Origin of the sequence: Streptomyces deccanensis, from assembly GCF_022385335.1 — a bacterium.
GTDB classification, from domain to species: Bacteria; Actinomycetota; Actinomycetes; order Streptomycetales; family Streptomycetaceae; genus Streptomyces; species Streptomyces deccanensis.
In genome coordinates this window covers 7,384,045-7,402,553 of sequence record NZ_CP092431.1, presented here as the reverse complement: position 1 = coordinate 7,402,553, position 18,509 = coordinate 7,384,045, and the positions used below count along the sequence as shown (strand labels likewise).

Here is an 18,509-nt window from a genome sequence, read left to right as displayed (position 1 = left end):
TCACGACGCCCCCGAGGTCGAGTCGGCCGAGTCGTCGCCCGTGATGGACGACATGCCGTCGGAGGAGGACCGGAGGTCCGAGGAGGAGTCCGTGCTGATGCCCGTGCCCGTGCTCGTGGCGGTGTCGCCGGTCGTCGTCGACGACGTCGAACTCGTGCCGCTGCCGCTCGCGGTGGTGGCCGTGTCCGCCTGCACCGTGCCGATCAGCGCGAACATGCCGGCGGCCGCCGCGAGCGTCACCGCCGCCGCGGTGGCCGCCGTACGCCGGGCGCCTCTGCGGATGCCCGCGACGGCACCTCGTCCTCTGGGCGTCATGACCGTTCCCCTCCGTAGTGACGTTCTGTCACGCCCTACGGTCGGGGAACGGTCTGAGAGAAATCTGTGAGGCGGCTATACGCCCCGGAAGAACTCTCTGAGGGTTTCCTTCAGGCGGTGGTGAGGCGGGCGATCGCCTCGTCGACCGTCAGTTCCTCACGCTCACCGGTGCGGCGGTCCTTCAGCTCCAGGACCCCCTCGGCGGAACGGCGGCCGGCGACCAGGATCTTCGGTACGCCGATCAGCTCCGAGTCGGTGAACTTCACGCCCGGGGAGACGCCCGCGCGGTCGTCGACCAGGACGCGGAGGCCGGCCGCCCGCAGCTTCTCGGAGACGTCGAGGGCCAGTTCGGTCTGGAGGGCCTTGCCGGCCGCGACGACGTGGACGTCGGCCGGGGCGACCTCGGCGGGCCAGCACAGGCCCTTGTCGTCGGCGGACTGCTCGGCGAGGGCGGCGACCGCGCGGGAGACGCCGATGCCGTACGAACCCATGGTGACGCGGACGGGCTTGCCGTTCTGGCCGAGGACGTCGAGCTTGAGGGCGTCGGCGTACTTGCGGCCGAGCTGGAAGATGTGGCCGATCTCGATGGCGCGGTCCAGCTTGAGGCCGGTACCGCAGTTGGGGCAGGGGTCGCCCTCCTGGACCACCACGACGTCGACGTACTCGCCGACCTCGAAGTCGCGGCCCGCGACGACGTTCTTGGCGTGCGTGCCGGGCTTGTTGGCGCCCGTGATCCAGGCGGTGCCCGGGGCGACGCGCGGGTCGGCGATGTAGGTGACCTTCTCGCCGAGGCCCTGCGGGCCGACGTAGCCGCGGACCAGGTCGGGGCGGCCGGCGAAGTCCGCCTCGGTGACCATCTCGACGACCGCCGGGGCGAAGTGCGCCTCGACCTTGCCCATGTCGACCTCGCGGTCGCCGGGGACGCCGACGGCGACGATCTCGCCGTCGACCTTCACGAGGAGGTTCTTCAGGGTGGCGGAGGCCTCGACGCCGAGGTGCGCGGCGAGGGTCTCGATGGCCGGGGTGTCCGGGGTCGGGATCTCCTCGAGGGCGGGCACGCCGTCGGCGTCCACCGGCTTCAACTCGAACGTGATGGCCTCGGTGTTGGCCGCGAAGTCGCACGCCGGGCAGTCCGCGAAGGTGTCCTCGCCGGCGCCGGCCGGGGCCAGGAACTCCTCCGACTTCGAGCCGCCCATCGCGCCCGCCGTGGCGGCGCAGATGCGGTAGTCGAGGCCGAGGCGCTCGAACACCTTCTGGTACGCCTGGCGGTGCAGGGCGTACGACTGGGCCAGGCCCTCGTCCTCGGTGTCGAAGGAGTAGGAGTCCTTCATCAGGAACTCACGGCCGCGCAGGATGCCGGCGCGGGGGCGGGCCTCGTCACGGAACTTCGTCTGGATCTGGTAGAGGATCACCGGCAGGTCCTTGTAGGAGGACGCCTGGTCCTTCACGATCAGCGTGAAGATCTCCTCGTGGGTGGGGCCGAGGAGGTAGTCGCCGCCCTTGCGGTCCTTCAGGCGGAACAGCTCCGGGCCGTACTCGTCCCAGCGGCCCGTCGCCTCGTAGGGCTCCTTCGGCAGCAGCGCGGGGAGCAGCACCTCCTGGGCGCCGATCGCGTCCATCTCCTCGCGGACGATGCGCTCCACGTTGGCGAGGACCTTCTTGCCGAGCGGCAGCCAGGTCCACACGCCGGCCGCCGTGCGGCGCACGTAACCGGCGCGGACGAGGAGTTTGTGGCTGAGCACCTCGGCGTCCGCGGGGTCGTCGCGCAGCGTCTTCGCCATCAACTGGGACATGCGCTGGACCGGTGCGTTCGCCATGGCTTCTCGTACTCCTGCCGGGATCGGGTGATGGCAGGAGGTTAGCCGGGGGGCGGGGGCCCGTGGAAATCCGGTGGTGGCGGAGGGGGGCGGCGGGTCGGCTATCGGCGCCGCAGGGGCAGGGGGGCGCCCATCACCGCGTACGGCTTGGGGGCGCTGGGGAAGACGACCCGGCGGGCGAGGTCGGTGTAGCCGAGGGAGTGGTAGAGGCCGCGGGCCGGGCTGTCGACGTCGATCGCGGAGAGGATCGAACGGGGTTCGACGGCGCTGTCGGTGATGGTGGTGATGAGGGCGCGGCCGATGCCGTGGTTCTGGTGGCGGGGGTGGACGTGCAGTTCGGTGATGACGAAGGAGTCGTCCAGCCAGTGGTCGTGGCCGAGGGCGCGGAGGTAGGGCTCGACGACGGTGGACCACCAGTGGGTGCGGTCGTTGGGCATGCCGTAGACGAAGCCGACGAGTCGGCCTCCGGTCGTCGCGCCGAGGGCTCTGGCCCCCGGGTAGGTCATGTGGCGGAGGACGATCTGGCGGCGGACGGCCACCTCGTCCGGGCCCAGGCCGAAGGCTACGGCTTGCACTGCCAGGGCCTCGTCTACGTGGGCGGAGAGGTCCAAGGGGCCGATGACGAGGTCCATGTTGCGGATGCTACAGGGGGGTTCTGGGTGTCTGCGGGGTGCGGGCTGGATGTGGCTGGTCGCGCAGTTCCCCGCGCCCCTTTTGGGGCGCGCACCTTGCCCGGCGTGCAGAAGCGGAGCCCTCCGCGGCCGAACCTCAGAACAGCACGCTCATGAAGGCGCCCACCTCTTGGAAGCCCACCCTCTGGTACGTGCGCCGCGCCGCCGTGTTGAAGTCGTTGACGTAGAGGCTGACCAAGGGGGCCACGTCGGCCAGGGCGTAGCGGAGGACCGCTGCCATGCCGGGGGCCGCGAGGCCCTGGCCCCGGTACTCGGGGGCGACCCAGACGCCCTGGATCTGGCAGGCCTGGGGGGTGGCGGCGCCGATCTCGGCCTTGAAGACGACGCGGCCGTCGGCGTCGAGGCGGGCGAAGGAGCGGCCGGAGCCCACGAGTTCGGCGACCCGGGCCTGGTAGAGGAGTCCGCCGTCGCCGGCCAGCGGGGAGACGCCGACCTCCTCGGTGAACATCGCGACGCACGCCGGCATGATCGTGTCCATCTCGTCCTTGCGGATCCGGCGGACGTACGGGTCGGGGGTGACCTCTGCGGGGTCGGGCAGCCGGTCGGTGACCATGAGGGGCTGGTGCGAGCGGATCTCACGGGCCGGGCCCCAGCTGGGTTCGAGGAGGCGCCAGAGCTGGGCGGTGGGTTCGGCGGGGCCGACGACCGAGGAGCAGCGGCGGCCGGCCCGGCGGGCGCGGTCGGCGAAGGCGCGCACGGCGCGGGGGGTGGCGCAGATGGGGACGAGGTTGGCGCCGGCGTAGCAGAGGGAGGTCAGGGCGCCGTCCTCGTACCAGCCCCACATCTCGCCGCCCAGCCGCCACGGGTCCAGCCCGGCGACCTGGACGCGGGAGGTCACGAAGGCGTTCGCGACGGGGTCTCGGTCCAGGACGGCGAGTGCGGCGTCCAGGTCACTCGGTTCGAGGACCCTGGTGGTGGTCTGGGTCAACACGTGCGGGGGCCTCACCCTGGGGTCTGCGCTGGTCTTGGCACGATACCCTGCCGGGCTGTGCGGGGGCGCCTCAGAACTCGGGGGCTCCTGTGCGTTGGCGGGTGCGGGTGCGTCGTGGCTTGTCGCGCAGTTCCCCGCGCCCCTGAAGACGGCCCTGTCGGGCCGATCTTCAGAAGACGCCGAGTTCTCCTCAGCCCGCCACCGCCACCGTCGGTTCGCCCGAGGTGACGCCGTCCGCCTCCATCTGTTCGGCGATCTTCATCGCTTCCTCGATGAGGGTCTCGACGATCTTGGACTCGGGGACGGTCTTGATGACCTCGCCCTTGACGAAGATCTGGCCCTTGCCGTTGCCGGAGGCGACGCCGAGGTCGGCCTCGCGGGCCTCGCCGGGGCCGTTGACGACGCAGCCCATGACGGCGACGCGGAGGGGGACCTCCATGCCGGTGAGGCCGGCGGTGACCTCTTCGGCGAGCTTGTAGACGTCGACCTGGGCGCGGCCGCAGGAGGGGCAGGAGACGATCTCGAGGCGGCGCGGCTTGAGGTTCAGCGACTCCAGGATCTGGTTGCCGACCTTGATCTCCTCGACCGGCGGGGCCGAGAGGGAGACGCGGATGGTGTCACCGATGCCCTCGGAGAGGAGCGCGCCGAAGGCCACCGCCGACTTGATGGTGCCCTGGAAGGCGGGGCCCGCCTCGGTGACGCCGAGGTGGAGGGGGTAGTCGCACTGGGCGGCGAGCTGGCGGTAGGCGTTGACCATGACGACCGGGTCGTTGTGCTTGACCGAGATCTTGATGTCGCGGAAGCCGTGCTCCTCGAAGAGGGACGCCTCCCAGAGGGCGGACTCGACGAGCGCCTCGGGGGTGGCCTTGCCGTACTTCTGGAGGAGGCGGCGGTCGAGGGAGCCGGCGTTGACACCGATGCGGATCGGGGTGCCGTGGTCGTTCGCCGCCTGGGCGATCTCCTTGACCTTGTCGTCGAACTGCTTGATGTTGCCCGGGTTGACGCGGACCGCGGCGCAGCCGGCCTCGATCGCGGCGAAGACGTACTTCGGCTGGAAGTGGATGTCGGCGATGACCGGGATCTGCGACTTCTTGGCGATCACCGGGAGGGCGTCGGCGTCGTCCTGCGTGGGGCAGGCGACGCGGACGATCTGGCAGCCGGAGGCCGTCAGCTCGGCGATCTGCTGCAGCGTGGCGCCGATGTCCGACGTACGGGTGGTGGTCATCGACTGGACCGACACCGGGGCGTCCCCGCCGACCGCGACGGACCCGACCTGGATCTGCCGGCTCTTGCGGCGCTCGGCGAGCTTGGTCGGAACGGACGGCATGCCGAGAGAAATCGCAGTCATCTGCTGTGCAACCCCAAGTTGTGGATCAGGATCGGGTCCCGGTACGGGCGGGCTCCAGGCTTCGAGATTACGGCACCGGCGGGCACCCGAGCACATCACCGTCCCCGGCGGCCGGGCTCCACCGTGTGAGTGTGCCCGGCCGCCGTGAACGTCGGATGACTACGAGATGCGCACCGGGTTCACGAGGTCCGCGATCAGCACCAGGAGGGTGAAGCAGACGAAGATGCCGGCCACGACGTAGGCGACGGGCATCAGCTTCGCCACGTCGAACGGGCCGGGGTCGGGCCGGCGGAGCACCTTGGCCGCGTTGCGGCGCAGCGACTCCCACAGAGCGCCCGCGATGTGGCCGCCGTCGAGCGGCAGGAGCGGAAGCATGTTGAACAGGAAGAGGGAGAGGTTGAAGCCGGCCAGCAGGATGAGGAAGCTGGCGAGCTGCTGGGTGGCGGGGATGTCCATGGTGAAGATCTCGCCGCCGACGCGGGCCGCGCCGACCACGCCCATGGGCGAGTCGGCCTCGCGCTCGCCGTCGCCGAAGGTGGCGTCCCACAGGGCGGGGACCTTGGCGGGCAGGGAGAGCAGGGACTCGACGCCGTTCTCCATCATGTCGCCCATGCGGTCGACGGACTCGCCGAAGGAGAGCGGGACGATGCCGGAGGCGGGGGTGAAGCCGAACCAGCCGGCGGAGACGTACTTGTCGGCGACGTAGCCGCCGTTGCCGTCGGTCTTGCTGACCTGGTTCTTCACCAGGGTGGCGGTGAGGTCGAGTTCCTTGCCGTCGCGGTCGACGGTGACGGTGACCTGCTTGCCGGGGTTGGAGCGGATGTCGGACTGCAGGGCGGCCCAGTCGTCGACGGGATCGCCGTTGAACGCGACGATCTTGTCGCCGGGCTTCAGGCCCGCGGCCTTGGCGGGGGCCTCCTCGTCGCCGGTCCGGCACTTGGAGCGGTTCTCGCTGGCCTCGATGACACAGTCGGAGACCTTGCTGACCGTGGTCGTCTGGGTCTGCGCGCCGAACGTCATCATCACGCCGACGAAGATCACGACGGCCAGGACCAGGTTCATGAAGGGCCCGGCGAACATCACGATGACGCGCTTCCAGGGCTTGCGCGTGTAGAAGAGCCGCTTCTCGTCGCCCGGCTGGAGTTCCTCGAAGGAGGCCGCGCGGGCGTCCTCGATCATCACGCGCCACGGGGAGGTCGAGCGGCTCTCGATCCGGCCGTCCTCGCCGGGCGGGATCATGCCGATCATGCGGATGTAGCCGCCGAGCGGGATCGCCTTGACGCCGTACTCGGTCTCGCCCTTCTTCTTCGACCAGAGGGTGGGTCCGAAGCCCACCATGAACTGGGGCACGCGGACGCCGAAGAGCTTGGCGGTGGAGAAGTGGCCCAGCTCGTGCCACGCGATCGAGAACGCCAGGCCGATCACGAAGACCACTATGCCGAGGATGAACATCAGGGTCGTCATGCACGGGCCTCCGCGGTCGTCCGCTCGGTGGGTTTGCCGGTCGAGATGGTCGATGTGGTCAGCTCACGGGCCCTGGCGCGCGCCCAGGTCTCCGCTTCGAGGACGTCCGCCACGGTGAGGGAAGTTCCCGCCGCGGGGGTGCCGTGCTCCTCGACGACCCGTGTGACGGTCTCCATGATCGCGTCGAACCTGAGGCCGCCGTGCAGGAACGCGTCGACGCACTCCTCGTTCGCCGCATTGAACACCGCGGGGGCGGTGCCCGCGAGCTCGCCCACGTGCCGGGCGAGCCCTACGGACGGGAACGCGTCGTTGTCGAGGGGGAAGAACTCCCAGGTGGACGCCTTGGTCCAGTCGAAGGCGGGCGCGGCGTCGGGGACGCGCTGCGGCCAGCCGAGGCCGATGGCGATGGGGCCGCGCATGTCGGGGGGCGTCGCCTGGGCCATCGTCGATCCGTCCGTGAACTCAACCATCGAGTGGACATACGACTGGGGGTGCACGACGACCTCAATGCGGTCGAAGGGAATGTCGTAGAGGAGGTGCGCCTCGATGACCTCCAGGCCCTTGTTGACGAGGGTCGCGGAGTTCACGGTGATGACCGGGCCCATGGCCCAGGTGGGGTGCGCGAGCGCGTCGGCGGGCGTCACATCGGCCAGTTCCGCCTTCGTACGGCCGCGGAAGGGGCCCCCGGAGGCGGTGACGACGAGCTTGCGTACGTCGGCGCGGGTACCGGAGGCGAGGGCCTGGAAGAGGGCGGCGTGCTCGGAGTCGACCGGGATGATCTGGCCCGGCTTCGCCACGGCCTTCACCAGCGGGCCGCCGACGATGAGCGACTCCTTGTTGGCGAGCGCGAGGGTGCGGCCGGCTTCCAGGGCCGCGAGGGTCGGGGCGAGGCCGATGGAGCCGGTGATGCCGTTGAGCACGGTGTGGCAGGTGGAGGCGGCGAGGTGGGTGGCGGCGTCCGGGCCGGCGAGGATCTCGGGCAGCGGCTCCGCGGTGCCGTACGCCGTGGCCAGGGCCTCACGCAGGGCCGGTACGGCGTCCTCGCGGGCGACGGCGACGGTCCGCACCCGCAGGCGGTGCGCCTGCTCGGCCAGCAGCTCCACCCGCCCTCCGGCGGCGGAGAGCCCGGTGACGCGGAAGCGGTCCGGGTTGCGCAGGACGAGGTCGATGGCCTGGGTGCCGATCGATCCGGTCGATCCGAGGATCACTACGTCCCGTACGCCGTCGACCGGGTCGTAGACGAGATGCGGATCGGCGAGAGGGGCTGGACTGTCGCTCATCCCCCCATTGTGGCCGCATCCGCTGTCCGTCAGGACCGCGCGTCCCCCTGATGACCCGCTTCGTGCCGTCTGTGATTGACGGGGCTGTTTCTCCGTTTGTGAAGCACGCGTGAAGAAGGGGTGATATGACTTCTGACCGGTTGATCCGATAGTCCGATCAACCGACCTGAACGAGGACCCTGGGGGGATCCATGCACAAGCGCATACGCGCCGCCCTGCCCGCGCTCGCCGGAGCGGTGGCCCTGACCGGCACGCTGCTGAGCAGCCCGGCCGAGGCGGCGGGGGGTGTGGTCATCTACCGCGTGTACTTCGACAGCCCGGGCAAGGACACGCGGTCCACCACGAGCCTCAACGGCGAGTGGGTGCAGATCAAGAACACGAGTTCGTCGGCGATCTCGCTCAAGGGCTGGGTGCTGAAGGACCTCGACAACCACAAGTACACGTTCCCGAACATCAAGATCGGGGCGAAGAAGTACATCAAGGTCCGCACGGGGTCGGGGACGGACACGACCGCGACGAAGTACCAGAACCGCAAGGCCTATGTCTGGAACAACACCAGCGACACGGCGAAGCTGACGAAGGCGAACGGGTCGAAGGTGGACTCCTGTTCGTGGACGACCCGGGACGCCAGCGACAAGTACTGCTAGGGACGAGGACCGCGTCCGGCTACTTGACCAGCCGGAAGGCGGGGTGCCCGACCCAGGCCCGCAGGAACTCCGCCGTTCCCAGCGCCATCCAGTCCGCGAACCCCAACATCCCTGGAAGGCCGGCGACGGCCGACTCCTGCCCGTCCAGCAGCTCGACCTTGGCCACGCCCCCGATGACGTCCATGACAGCGGCGGTCAGCAGAGCCGTGGCCACGTGGTCGATCTCGCGATTGCAGCAGGCGCTGACATTGACGGCATGAGTCGGCCTGAAGCCGAGGAGGGCCTCCACCTCGGGCTCGTCCGCGTGCTCAGCCTCGAAGGTGCTCTCGTCGCCGACACCCGGCCCCATCAAGTAGACCAGGAAGGGCCGGCCCCAGTCCTCGCGCTGCGGATTGAACCCCACCAGGGCCGTGAGCTTTTCGTCCGCGGGGGCGTCGCCGAGGAGGGGAAGGGGGAACGGCTTCCGCCAGTCCTCCTCTCGGCTGTCCTCGACGCCCAGTCGCCCTGCGGGCACGTTGACGTCGAAGAACCCGGGCCGCTTCTCCGCGAAGTGGGTGGAGAGCCCCACCATCAGCTCGCGGAAATCCCCCAGCCGAGCCGGGGAGAGCGGCTCCGCCAAATCGATCACCAACGTCGGGCCGGACATGCTGGGAGCCTAGTTGTTCGACACAGCCCCGCGCCCCTGGAGACGGCCCTGCGGGCCGGTCTTCAGGGGCGCTGTCCGGGGTCAGCGGATGCGGCGGTGGACGTTCTCCTTCTCGCTTTCGCCGGGGGTCGCGTCCGCGATCCAGGGGCCCTCGCCCGAGGGGTCGATGACGCCCTGCTCCAGCCATGCGTAGGCGCCACCGAGGACGCCCTTGACGACCTTGTGGTCGATGTCGTCGGTGTTGGTCCACAGGCGGCCGAAGAGTTCCTCGACGCGGATGCGGGACTGGCGGCAGAAGGTGTCGGCCAGTTGGTAGGCCTCGCGGCCGTGGTCGGTGGTGGTGCGCAGCAGTTCCGCCCGGACGACGGCCGCGCTCATCGCGAAGAGTTCCGCGCCGATGTCGACGATCCGGCCCAGGAAGCCCTGCTTGGTCTCCATCCGGCCCTGCCAGCGGGACATGGCGTAGAACGTGGAACGGGCCAGCTTGCGGGCGCCCCGTTCGACGTAGCGCAGGTGCGCGGCCAGGTCGGGGTGGCCCGCCGGGTGGAAGTCGCCGTAGGTGCGCGGGAGTTGGCCCGGTCCCGCGACCAGCTTGGGCAGCCACTTGGCGTAGAAGACGCCCGCGTTCGCGCCCGCCTTCGCCTTGTCGGAGAGGGACTTGTCCGGGTCGATGAGGTCGCCGGCCACGGTGAGGTGGGCGTCGACGGCCTCGCGCGCGATCAGCAGGTGCATGATCTCCGTGGAGCCCTCGAAGATCCGGTTGATGCGGAGGTCCCGCAGGATCTGCTCGGCGGGGACGGCCCGTTCGCCGCGCGCCCGGAGGGAGTCCGCGGTCTCGAAGCCCCGGCCGCCGCGGATCTGGACCAGCTCGTCGGCGATCTTCCAGCCCATCTCGGAGGCGAAGAGCTTCGCGAGGGCGCCCTCGATGCGGATGTCGTTGCGGTCCTCGTCGGCCATCTGGGAGGAGAGGTCCAGGACGGCTTCGAGGGCGAAGGTGGTCGCCGCGATGAAGGAGATCTTCTGGCCGACCGCCTCGTGGTGGGCGACCGGCTTGCCCCACTGCTCACGGGCCGCCGACCACTCGCGGGCGATCTTCAGGCACCACTTGCCGGCGGCCACGCAGGACGCGGGCAGGGAGAGACGGCCCGTGTTGAGGGTGGTCAGGGCGATCTTCAGACCCGCGCCCTCGGGGCCGATGCGGTTCGCGGCGGGGACCCGGACCTGGTGGAAGCGCGTGACGCCGTTCTCGATGCCGCGCAGGCCCATGAAGGCGTTGCGGTTCTCGACGGTGACGCCGGGTGAGTCGGACTCGACGACGAAGGCCGTGATGCCGCCCTTGTGGCCTTCCGACCTGGGCACGCGTGCCATGACGACCAGGAGGTCGGCGACCACGCCGTTCGTCGTCCACAGCTTCACGCCGTCGAGGATGTAGTCGTCGCCGTCGGGGACCGCCGAGGTGGCCAGTCGGGCGGGGTCGGAGCCGACGTCGGGCTCGGTGAGGAGGAAGGCGCTGATGTCGGTGCGGGCGCAGCGCGGGAGGAACTTCTCCTTCTGCTCGGGGGTGCCGAACAGTTTCAGCGGCTGCGGTACGCCGATCGACTGATGCGCCGAGAGCAGGACGCCGATCGCCGGGCTGGCCGAGCCGACCAGGGCCAGCGCCTTGTTGTAGTACACCTGGGTGAGGCCGAGACCGCCGTACTTGGGGTCGATCTTCATGCCGAGGGCGCCGAGTTCCTTGAGCCCGTTGATGACCTCGTCGGGGATGCGGGCCTCGCGCTCGATCAGCGCCCCGTCGACCTTGGTCTCGCAGAACGCGCGGAGCTTGGTCAGGAACTGCTCGCCGCGCCGGACGGCCTCGTCCGTGGGGAGCGGGTGGGGGTGGATGAGGTCGAGGCGGAACCGGCCCAGGAACAGTTCCTTGGCGAAACTGGGCTTGCGCCAGGCCTGCTCCCGGGCGGCCTCCGCCACCTGGCGGGCCTCACGTTCGGTGACGACGGGCTTCTTGAGGGGTGGGGCGGACATGAGGCTCACCTCGCCGCGAATCGGGATCTTGTACCGGATGGGTACCTGAATGGTTACCGATGGGTGCTACTCGATCGTTGGTACCCGATCCGGGGTGACCCCGCCACCCCTCGCGTCCGCGATCGGCTCCCCTCCGCGCCCTCCGTACCCCTTCGAGCCCCTCCGCGCTCAGCCGATGTCCACCGCGTACGCCTTCGTGTCCAGGCGCCCGGTACCCTTGAAGACCTCGGTGCCCGCCTCGATGCCGGAGACGTACTTGTCGTTGCTCAGCAGCTTGCGGCGGACGAGTGCCTGGGTGAAGTCGTCGAGGTTCAGGTTCGCCTTGGTGGTGTTGGTGCGGCGGACGAAGGAGAACACCTTCCAGCCGATGTCACCGGTGTAGATGTCCCACATGGCCCCGCCGAGGCTGACGCTGCCGTACTTGGTGCCGAGGGGGCCCGCGCCGCCCTGCCGGTTGAGCCAGATCATGACCTCGTCGGTGGGCTGGTCCTGCCAGTCGGCGGTGTTCTTGGAGTGCAGCCACAGGTCGTAGGCGACGTTCATGGTGCCGGGGTTCGAGCTGACCGAGAACTCCCAGCTGGTCCGCACCGGCTTGCGGTCGCCGACCCGGACGGGCAGCTGGGTCGCCGCCTTGTCGGTCTTCCAGCCCCAGTGCCAGCCGAGCACGCTGCTCGCGTACGACTTCACGTCGTGGTCCTTGCCGGCGCCGCTGTTGGCCAGGCTGTAGCTGGTGCCCCACGAGATGGTCGAGCCCGAGCGGGAGTTGTCCCAGACGCACTGGGTGCCGGTGGCCTTCTCGCGGTTCCAGACGTTGTTGTTCACGTAGTACTTGCCGAGCGTGATCGTGTCGAAGTCCGTGCACTTCTTGGCCTCCTCCCCCGCCATCGCCACGGTCACGGAGGCCCCGACGGCGAGAGCGGTGACGACGGCCGCGCCGATCTTGGCGGTACGGGTCAGGCGGGGGCGACGGTGTCGCATGGGGTTCCTTCCGGGGGCGGCGCGGTTACGGGTGCTGGTCGCCGCCGGACCCTCCTGAAGTTGCCGCCGAGTCCTAAACTGGGGGCGACAAGAGCGCCCGGAAGGGGCGCGGGGAACTGCGCGAGAAACCCCACGGACCCGCAGTCGCCACCCCCCACACCCCCACCACCCCTCGGGCGCACGGCGAATAATCGAAGCGCTTCGACAACCTATGGACACCCACTCAGCGCCGAGCTACTGTCGAGCCACCCTCACTCGCCCTTGTTCAGAGATAGCGCGCTGTCGAAGCGCTTAAACACGCTTGGAGAGCTGGATGGTCACCCTCGCCGAGGTCGCCCAGCACGCCGGAGTCTCGGCGAGCACGGTGAGCTATGTCCTCAGCGGCAAGCGGTCCATCTCCGCCGGCACCCGGCAGCGGGTCGAACGGAGCATCCAGGAGCTCGGCTACCACCCGAACGCGGGGGCCCGCGCCCTGGCGAGCAACAAGTCGAACATCGTCGCCCTGATGGTCCCACTGCGTACCGACATGTACGTCCCGGTGATGATGGAGATCGCCATCGCGGTGGCCACCACGGCTCGTACGTACGGCTACGACGTCCTGCTGCTCACCGGTGAGGAGGGCCCGGACGCGGTGCGACGGGTCACGGGCAGCGGGCTCGCCGACGCGATGATCCTGATGGACGTGGAACTCGACGACGAGCGGCTGCCGCTGCTGCGCGGCACCGACCAGCCGTCGGTACTCATCGGACTGCCGGCCGACACCAGCGGTCTGACCTGCGTCGACCTCGACTTCGGGGCGACGGGCGCGCTCTGCGTGGAGCACCTGGCGATGCTCGGCCACCGCGACATCGCGGTCATCGGCGAGGCGCCCGCGGTGTACGAACGGCACACCGGGTTCGCCGAGCGCACCCTCGACGGACTGCGCTCCCGTGCGCGGGAGCTGGGTCTGCGGGTCCTGCACCGCCCCTGCGAGGGCGGCTACGACGCGATGGCCGCGACCCTGGCCCGGATCTTCGACGAACGGCCCGGCACCACGGGGATCGTCGTGCAGAACGAGTCCGCGGTGGAGCCGCTGCTCGCGCTGCTGCGGCAGCAGGGGCGCGCGGTGCCGGAGGACGTCTCGGTGATCGCGGTCTGCCCGGACCAGGTCGCCGTGCAGGCCTCGGTGCGGCTGACGTCCGTGGCCATCCCCGCCCAGGAGATGGGCCGCCGTGCCGTGGAGCAGCTGGTCGCCAAGCTGGAGGGCCGGGACACCGACGAAGTGGTGCTCCTCGCCCCCGAGTTGACGGTCCGCGCGAGCACGGGGCCGCTGTCCCACACCGGCTGAGCCGACGTCGTACCCGAGCCGGGGCCGTCCGCAGGCCATCGCCCACCGACCGCGCCGTACGGAAGCCGCCGTACGGCCCCCTCTCCTCGCCCCCCCTTCTCCCTCTGCTCGCTTCTCGCTCTCCACCCGCCTTCCTTCACTCCTCCCTTCCAGGAGACCTCTCGTGAATCAGCCTGCCGAGAACCAGACCCCGACGGGTGCGGTCAGCCTCGCCCAGTCCTCCCCCACCGTCGGCACGTTCCGTGAGCGGGACGGTGCCCTGGAGTGGAGCGGACGTCAGGAGACCCTGCGGATCGAGCCCTGGGGCCCGGACGCGGTCCGGGTCCGCGCCCGCCTCGGCGGCCCGGTGCTCGACGGGCTGCCGGGCGCCCTGCTCGACGAGGCCGAGTCCACCGAGAGCAGCGTCAAGATCGAGGACGGGCTGGGGCGGCTGACCGTGGGCGCGCTCACCGTCGAGGTGGACGCGGAGGGTCTGGTCCGCTACAGCCGTACGGCTGACGGGAGCGAGCTGCTGTCGGAGGCCCGCGCCCACTTCTGGTGGCCGGGCTCGCGCCTCTACACGGCCGTCGGCAACGGCTACCACCGCCTGGAGCAGCGGTTCGCCGCGTACGACGACGAGAAGCTGTACGGCCTCGGGCAGCACCAGCACGGGCGGCTCGACCAGAAGGGGCTGGTGCTGGACCTGGTGCAGCGCAACGCGGAGGTCGGCATCCCGGTCCTGACCTCCAGCCGCGGCTACACGCTGCTGTGGAACAACCCGGCGATCGGCCGTGTCGAGCTGGCCGGGAACGGCACCCGCTGGGTGGCGGACTCGGCCCGGCAGATCGACTACTGGATCACCGCGGGCGATCCGGCCGCCGCGCAGCGCCGCTACAGCGCGGCGACGGGCCGTACGCCGATGCTGCCGGAGTGGGCGGCCGGGTTCTGGCAGTGCAAGCTGCGCTACCGCACCCAGGACGAACTCCTCGCGGTGGCACGGGAGTACAAGCGGCGGGGCCTGCCCATCGACGTCATCGTGTGCGACTTCTTCCACTGGACGCATCTGGGCGAGTGGAAGTTCGACCTGAACGAGTGGCCCGATCCGGCGGCCATGGTCCGTGAACTGGACGAGCTGGGCATCAAGTTGGTGGTGTCCGTGTGGCCGTCGGTGTCGCCGCTGAGCGAGAACCACCCCGTGATGGAGCAGCGCGGGTACTTCATCGGGACGCAGTACGGCCCGATGGCGCACGCCGACTGGCCGGACAAGGAGGTCGCGTCGACGGTCCAGGTCGCGTTCTACGACGCGACGAACCCGGAGGCGCGGGAGTTCGTGTGGTCGCGGGTGAAGGAGAACTACCTCGACCGGTACGGCATCAACGCGTTCTGGCTGGACGCCTGCGAGCCGGAGCTCAAGCCGGGCTTCCAGGAGAACCTGCGCTACTGGGCGGGGCCCGGTCTGGAGGTCGGCAACATCTACCCGGCCGAGAGCGCGCGCACCTTCTACGAGGGGCTGCGGGCGGCCGGCGAGGAGGAGATCGTCTCCCTGAACCGTTCGGCGTGGGCAGGCAGTCAGCGGTGGGGGGCCGCGCTGTGGTCCGGTGACATCGGGACCGACTTCCCGACCCTGCGGCGGCAGATCGCGGCGGGGCTCAACACGGCGTTGTCCGGCATCCCGTGGTGGAACACGGACATCGGCGGCTTCCACGGGGGCGACCCCGACGATCCGGCGTACCGCGAGGTGATGGTCCGCTGGTTCCAGTTCGGGGCGTTCTCGCCGCTGATGCGGCTGCACGGGTTCCGGGAGCCCGGGATGCCGCTGGGACCGGACATGACCGGCGGGCCCAACGAGGTGTGGTCCTACGGGGAGGAGGCCGGGGCGATCCTGGAGGCGTACCTGCGGCTGCGGGAGCGGTTGAAGCCGTATGTGCTGCGGGTGATGCGGGAGGCCCACGAGGAGGGGTTGCCGGTGATGCGGCCGATCTTCCTGGAGTTCCCCGAGGACGAGCGGGCCTGGTCCGTGGACGACGCGTATCTGTTCGGCCGGGACGTGCTGGTGGCGCCGGTGCTGGAGGCGGGGGCACGGCGATGGACGGCCTACCTTCCGGCGGGGGCACGGTGGACGGACGCGTGGACCGGGGAGACGTACGAGGGGGGTACGGCCGTGACGGTGGATGCCCCGCTGGAACGGATCCCGGTGTTCCTGCGGGACGGGGTGTCCTTGCCGATCGTGGAGTAGCGCGCCTGTGGGGGCCGGGCGGGAGTGCGGGGGGCGACGCCGTCGACGGCGCCCCTGGCGCCCCGGTCTACGCTATGGCGCCACGGCCATCCCATGATCTTCAGGGGGTGTGCGCGACCCCCGAGTGAGTGGAGATGACAGAGGATGAGCAGCCGTACGGGAGACTCCCGCGCCGTGCGCGGGGGGCGGCCTGGTCGTGGGGGCGGGCCCGCGCGTAGACCGGTTCATCGGACGCGTACGACGATACGTACCACCGGCGGATACGGCGGGTATGACGGGCGCGGGGGGTACGTCGAGGCGCCGAGGGCCGTGCCGGCGCCCTCGGAGCCGGTCGCGCCCCGGGGTTTCCTGCCAGGGCCCGCGCGGCACATCGCGGTGTGGAGCGCGCTCACCCTGCTGGTGACGGGTGTCGTCTACGTGGCCGTGTGGATCTGTGTGACGTTCCAGACGGCGGTCACGCCCCTGTTGATCGCGCTGCTGGGCACGGCGTTGCTCGGCCCGCTGTACCGGCGGCTGGTGGCGATGCGGTTCAACAAGTCCCTCGCCGCCGGGCTGACCTGCGCGGCCGTGCTCGTGGTGATGGGCGGGGCCGCGTACATCGTGGTGGCCGCGCTGATCGACACCGGTGACCAGATCATCTCCTCCCTCAGGGACGCGGCGAAGTCGCTCAGCGAGGAGTTCGGGGCGGCGGGGACGTCGTTGGACGACCTCGCGAAGAACGCCAAGGAACTGCTGTCGAAGTTCGGCGGCACCGCGGCCTCCGGGGTGCTCACCGGGGTCAGCGCGGTCGGTGGGTTCGTGGCCAGCGCGGTCCTGGCGATGCTGCTGATGTTCTTCTTCCTGCGCGACTCCGACAAGGCCGTCGCGTCCCTGCACTCGCTCGCGCCGCGCGGCACCGGGGACACCCTGGAGGTCATGGCCCGGCGCGCGTTCCGGGCGATCGAGGGCTATATGCGCGGGACGACGCTCATCGCCTTCATCGACGGTGCCCTGATCGCCATCGGCCTGCTGATCCTTCAGGTGCCGGGCGCCATAGGGCTCGGCGCACTGGTGTTCGTCGGCGCGTACATCCCGTACCTCGGAGCGTTCCTCTCCGGCGCGGTGGCGATCCTCGTCGCGTTCGCGGACCGGGGCCTGGTGACGGCGCTGTGGGCGGTCGGGGTCGTCTTCGCGGTGCAGCTGATCGAGGGGAACGTGCTGCAGCCGATGATCCACAGCCGGACCGTGCAGATGCATCCGGCGGCGATCCTGCTGGCCCTGACGGCGGGGGCGTCCATCGCCGGCATCCTCGGCATGCTGCTGGCGGTGCCGCTCGTCGCGGCGGCCACCGGGGTGCTGTCGGAGCTGCGGGCGCGGTACGGGGACGGGCAGGGGGCGACGGTCCCGGCGGAATAGGCACGACGTCACGGTCCCGGGGCCCGCGGCGGGTACCGGGACCGTCGGCGGACGCGCACGACGACACGATCCGGAACCGTCGGCGGACGCACGGCGACACGATCCGGGGACCACTCCCCGTTTATGCTGGGGGTCCCAGCCGGTCCGACGAGACGCGCGCCGTCCGTCGCTCCCCCGGAAAGGACACACCTGTGCCCTCCACGCCGTCAGCCCTCGCCCTGGCCAATCTCTTACTCCGGCCCACGCTGCGTTCCCGTCGCGATCCGGACCGGGTCCTCGCGCGGATCCTCGACCGGGCCGGGTGGGCGGAGGGCGACGAGGAGTTCGTGGACGGCTTCCGGTTCCTGCTGCGCGAGTGGGCGCGGGACCCGGGCCTGTCCCCGGTCGGCTGGCAGTCGGCGCAGGCCCACACCCGCCGGCATCTCACCAACCGGGCCCGGATCCGGCGGCTGATCGCCGAGAACCCGGCCATCGAGGAGGAGCCCGTCGAACGCCCGGTGTTCGTGGTGGGGCTGCCGCGCACGGCCACGACGCTCACCCACGGCGTTCTCTCCCTCTCGGACGACCATCGCTGCCCGCGGCTGTGGGAGTTGCTCGCCCCCGGCCTCGAACCGTCGCCCGAGCAGCGGCGCAAGGCGATCACGTCGGCGCGCCGGATGCTCGACGGCACCCATCGGCTCGCTCCGCGTTTCCGTGAGATCCACCCCATGACCGCCGAGGGCCCCGAGGAGGACACGTTCCTGCTGCCGCACGCCCTGGTGCCGCTGTCCCAGGCACAGCTTCCGGGCTACCACGCCTGGCACTTCCAGCGGGACTTCGTCCCCGACTACCGCCACCTCAAGCAGGCGTTCCAGGTGCTCCAGTACGGACGTCCGCGCCGCCGCTGGATCCTGAAGTCCCCCTTCCACACCGGCAACCTCGACGCTCTGTACTCCGTGTTCCCGGACGCCACGCTGGTGTGGACGCACCGTGATCCGGTGACCGCCGTCGCCTCGTTCTGCAGCCTGGTCGAGGTGGGCATGGTCCTCTCGCGCCGCACGGTCGACCCGCACCACCTCGGCGCCACCTGGCTGGACCTGCTGAGCCGGTCGGTACGGCGGGGCCTCGCCGCCCGTGCCGACCTCCCCCGCGAGGCGGTGGTGGACGTGCCGTACTCCTCGCTCGGCACCGACCCGGCCGCGGGCGCCCCGAAGCTGTACGCGGCCATCGGCGCCCGCTGGACGGAGGCCGACGCCGCCCGGCTCCCGGCGGCCGCCGCCCACTCCAGGGGCAGCCGGCCGCACCGCTACGACCTGGCCCGCTACGGTCTGACCCGCGAGGGCGTCGAGGCCGAGTTCACGGAGTACAACGCGCTGCGGGCCGAGGTCGACCGGGCCTGAGGACCGTGGACACGCCGGGCCTCGGCCACCGACGAGGGGAGGCTCCCCCTCCG

Annotated in this window: 15 protein-coding genes; 5 read left to right on the top strand and 10 right to left on the bottom strand. The window is 70.6% G+C overall.

All coding sequences use genetic code 11. The features are described 5' to 3' along the window. The 7 genes from L3078_RS32915 to dxr all read right to left on the bottom strand — a co-directional run bounded on the left by L3078_RS32915 (position 1) and on the right by dxr (position 7,847). Positions 1-315, bottom strand: coding sequence for a hypothetical protein (locus tag L3078_RS32915; RefSeq protein WP_239757560.1), 315 nt, complete (start codon positions 313-315; stop codon positions 1-3). A gap of 110 nt (positions 316-425) precedes the next feature. Next, complete coding sequence (locus tag L3078_RS32910) at positions 426-2,132, bottom strand: proline--tRNA ligase (RefSeq protein ID WP_239757559.1); 1,707 nt, start codon at positions 2,130-2,132, stop codon at positions 426-428. Positions 2,133-2,233: 101 nt separating this feature from the next. Then, entirely contained in the window at positions 2,234-2,764 is a 531-nt protein-coding gene (locus L3078_RS32905; RefSeq protein ID WP_239757558.1) for a GNAT family N-acetyltransferase, read from the bottom strand. A 136-nt stretch (positions 2,765-2,900) separates the two neighbouring features. After that, positions 2,901-3,755: a GNAT family N-acetyltransferase gene (locus L3078_RS32900; RefSeq protein WP_239757557.1), complete on the bottom strand. Its 855-nt coding sequence runs from the start codon at positions 3,753-3,755 to the stop codon at positions 2,901-2,903. Between the two features lie 190 nt (positions 3,756-3,945). Next, positions 3,946-5,103: a flavodoxin-dependent (E)-4-hydroxy-3-methylbut-2-enyl-diphosphate synthase gene (gene ispG, locus L3078_RS32895; protein WP_239757556.1), complete on the bottom strand. Its 1,158-nt coding sequence runs from the start codon at positions 5,101-5,103 to the stop codon at positions 3,946-3,948. Positions 5,104-5,262: 159 nt separating this feature from the next. Further along, positions 5,263-6,567: a M50 family metallopeptidase gene (locus tag L3078_RS32890; protein ID WP_239757555.1), complete on the bottom strand. Its 1,305-nt coding sequence runs from the start codon at positions 6,565-6,567 to the stop codon at positions 5,263-5,265. Then, entirely contained in the window at positions 6,564-7,847 is a 1,284-nt protein-coding gene (gene dxr, locus L3078_RS32885; protein ID WP_239757554.1) for a 1-deoxy-D-xylulose-5-phosphate reductoisomerase, read from the bottom strand. Before dxr ends, L3078_RS32890 begins: the two co-directional genes overlap by 4 nt. A 191-nt stretch (positions 7,848-8,038) precedes the next feature. Between dxr and L3078_RS32880 the strand changes: the two genes are divergently transcribed. Further along, complete coding sequence (locus L3078_RS32880; RefSeq protein WP_239757553.1) at positions 8,039-8,494, top strand: lamin tail domain-containing protein; 456 nt, start codon at positions 8,039-8,041, stop codon at positions 8,492-8,494. A gap of 19 nt (positions 8,495-8,513) precedes the next feature. Here L3078_RS32880 and L3078_RS32875 read toward each other — a convergent pair whose 3' ends face one another. The 3 genes from L3078_RS32875 to L3078_RS32865 all read right to left on the bottom strand — a co-directional run bounded on the left by L3078_RS32875 (position 8,514) and on the right by L3078_RS32865 (position 12,140). Then, positions 8,514-9,140 (bottom strand): DUF6368 family protein, encoded by a 627-nt coding sequence (locus L3078_RS32875; protein WP_239757552.1) that lies wholly within the window; start codon positions 9,138-9,140, stop codon positions 8,514-8,516. Positions 9,141-9,221: 81 nt separating this feature from the next. Next, a complete protein-coding gene (locus L3078_RS32870; RefSeq protein ID WP_239757551.1) occupies positions 9,222-11,162 on the bottom strand; it encodes an acyl-CoA dehydrogenase family protein in 1,941 nt (646 codons plus the stop codon). Between the two features lie 168 nt (positions 11,163-11,330). Next, positions 11,331-12,140 carry a GH12 family glycosyl hydrolase domain-containing protein gene (locus tag L3078_RS32865; RefSeq protein WP_239757550.1) on the bottom strand — a complete coding sequence of 270 codons (810 nt, stop codon included), beginning with the start codon at positions 12,138-12,140 and terminating at the stop codon, positions 11,331-11,333. A 313-nt stretch (positions 12,141-12,453) separates the two neighbouring features. Between L3078_RS32865 and L3078_RS32860 the strand changes: the two genes are divergently transcribed. The 4 genes from L3078_RS32860 (at position 12,454) to L3078_RS32845 (ending at position 18,456) form a co-directional block, all read left to right on the top strand. Further along, positions 12,454-13,467 carry a LacI family DNA-binding transcriptional regulator gene (locus L3078_RS32860; RefSeq protein ID WP_239757549.1) on the top strand — a complete coding sequence of 338 codons (1,014 nt, stop codon included), beginning with the start codon at positions 12,454-12,456 and terminating at the stop codon, positions 13,465-13,467. A gap of 163 nt (positions 13,468-13,630) precedes the next feature. Then, positions 13,631-15,682, top strand: a complete 2,052-nt coding sequence (locus L3078_RS32855) for a glycoside hydrolase family 31 protein (RefSeq protein WP_239757548.1) — start codon at positions 13,631-13,633, stop codon at positions 15,680-15,682. Between the two features lie 144 nt (positions 15,683-15,826). Next, on the top strand, positions 15,827-17,077 hold the full coding sequence (locus L3078_RS32850) for an AI-2E family transporter (RefSeq protein ID WP_420864127.1): 1,251 nt from the start codon (positions 15,827-15,829) through the stop codon (positions 17,075-17,077). A 191-nt stretch (positions 17,078-17,268) separates the two neighbouring features. Further along, positions 17,269-18,456, top strand: a complete 1,188-nt coding sequence (locus L3078_RS32845) for a sulfotransferase family protein (protein ID WP_239757546.1) — start codon at positions 17,269-17,271, stop codon at positions 18,454-18,456. Positions 18,457-18,509: the final 53 nt, after the last annotated feature.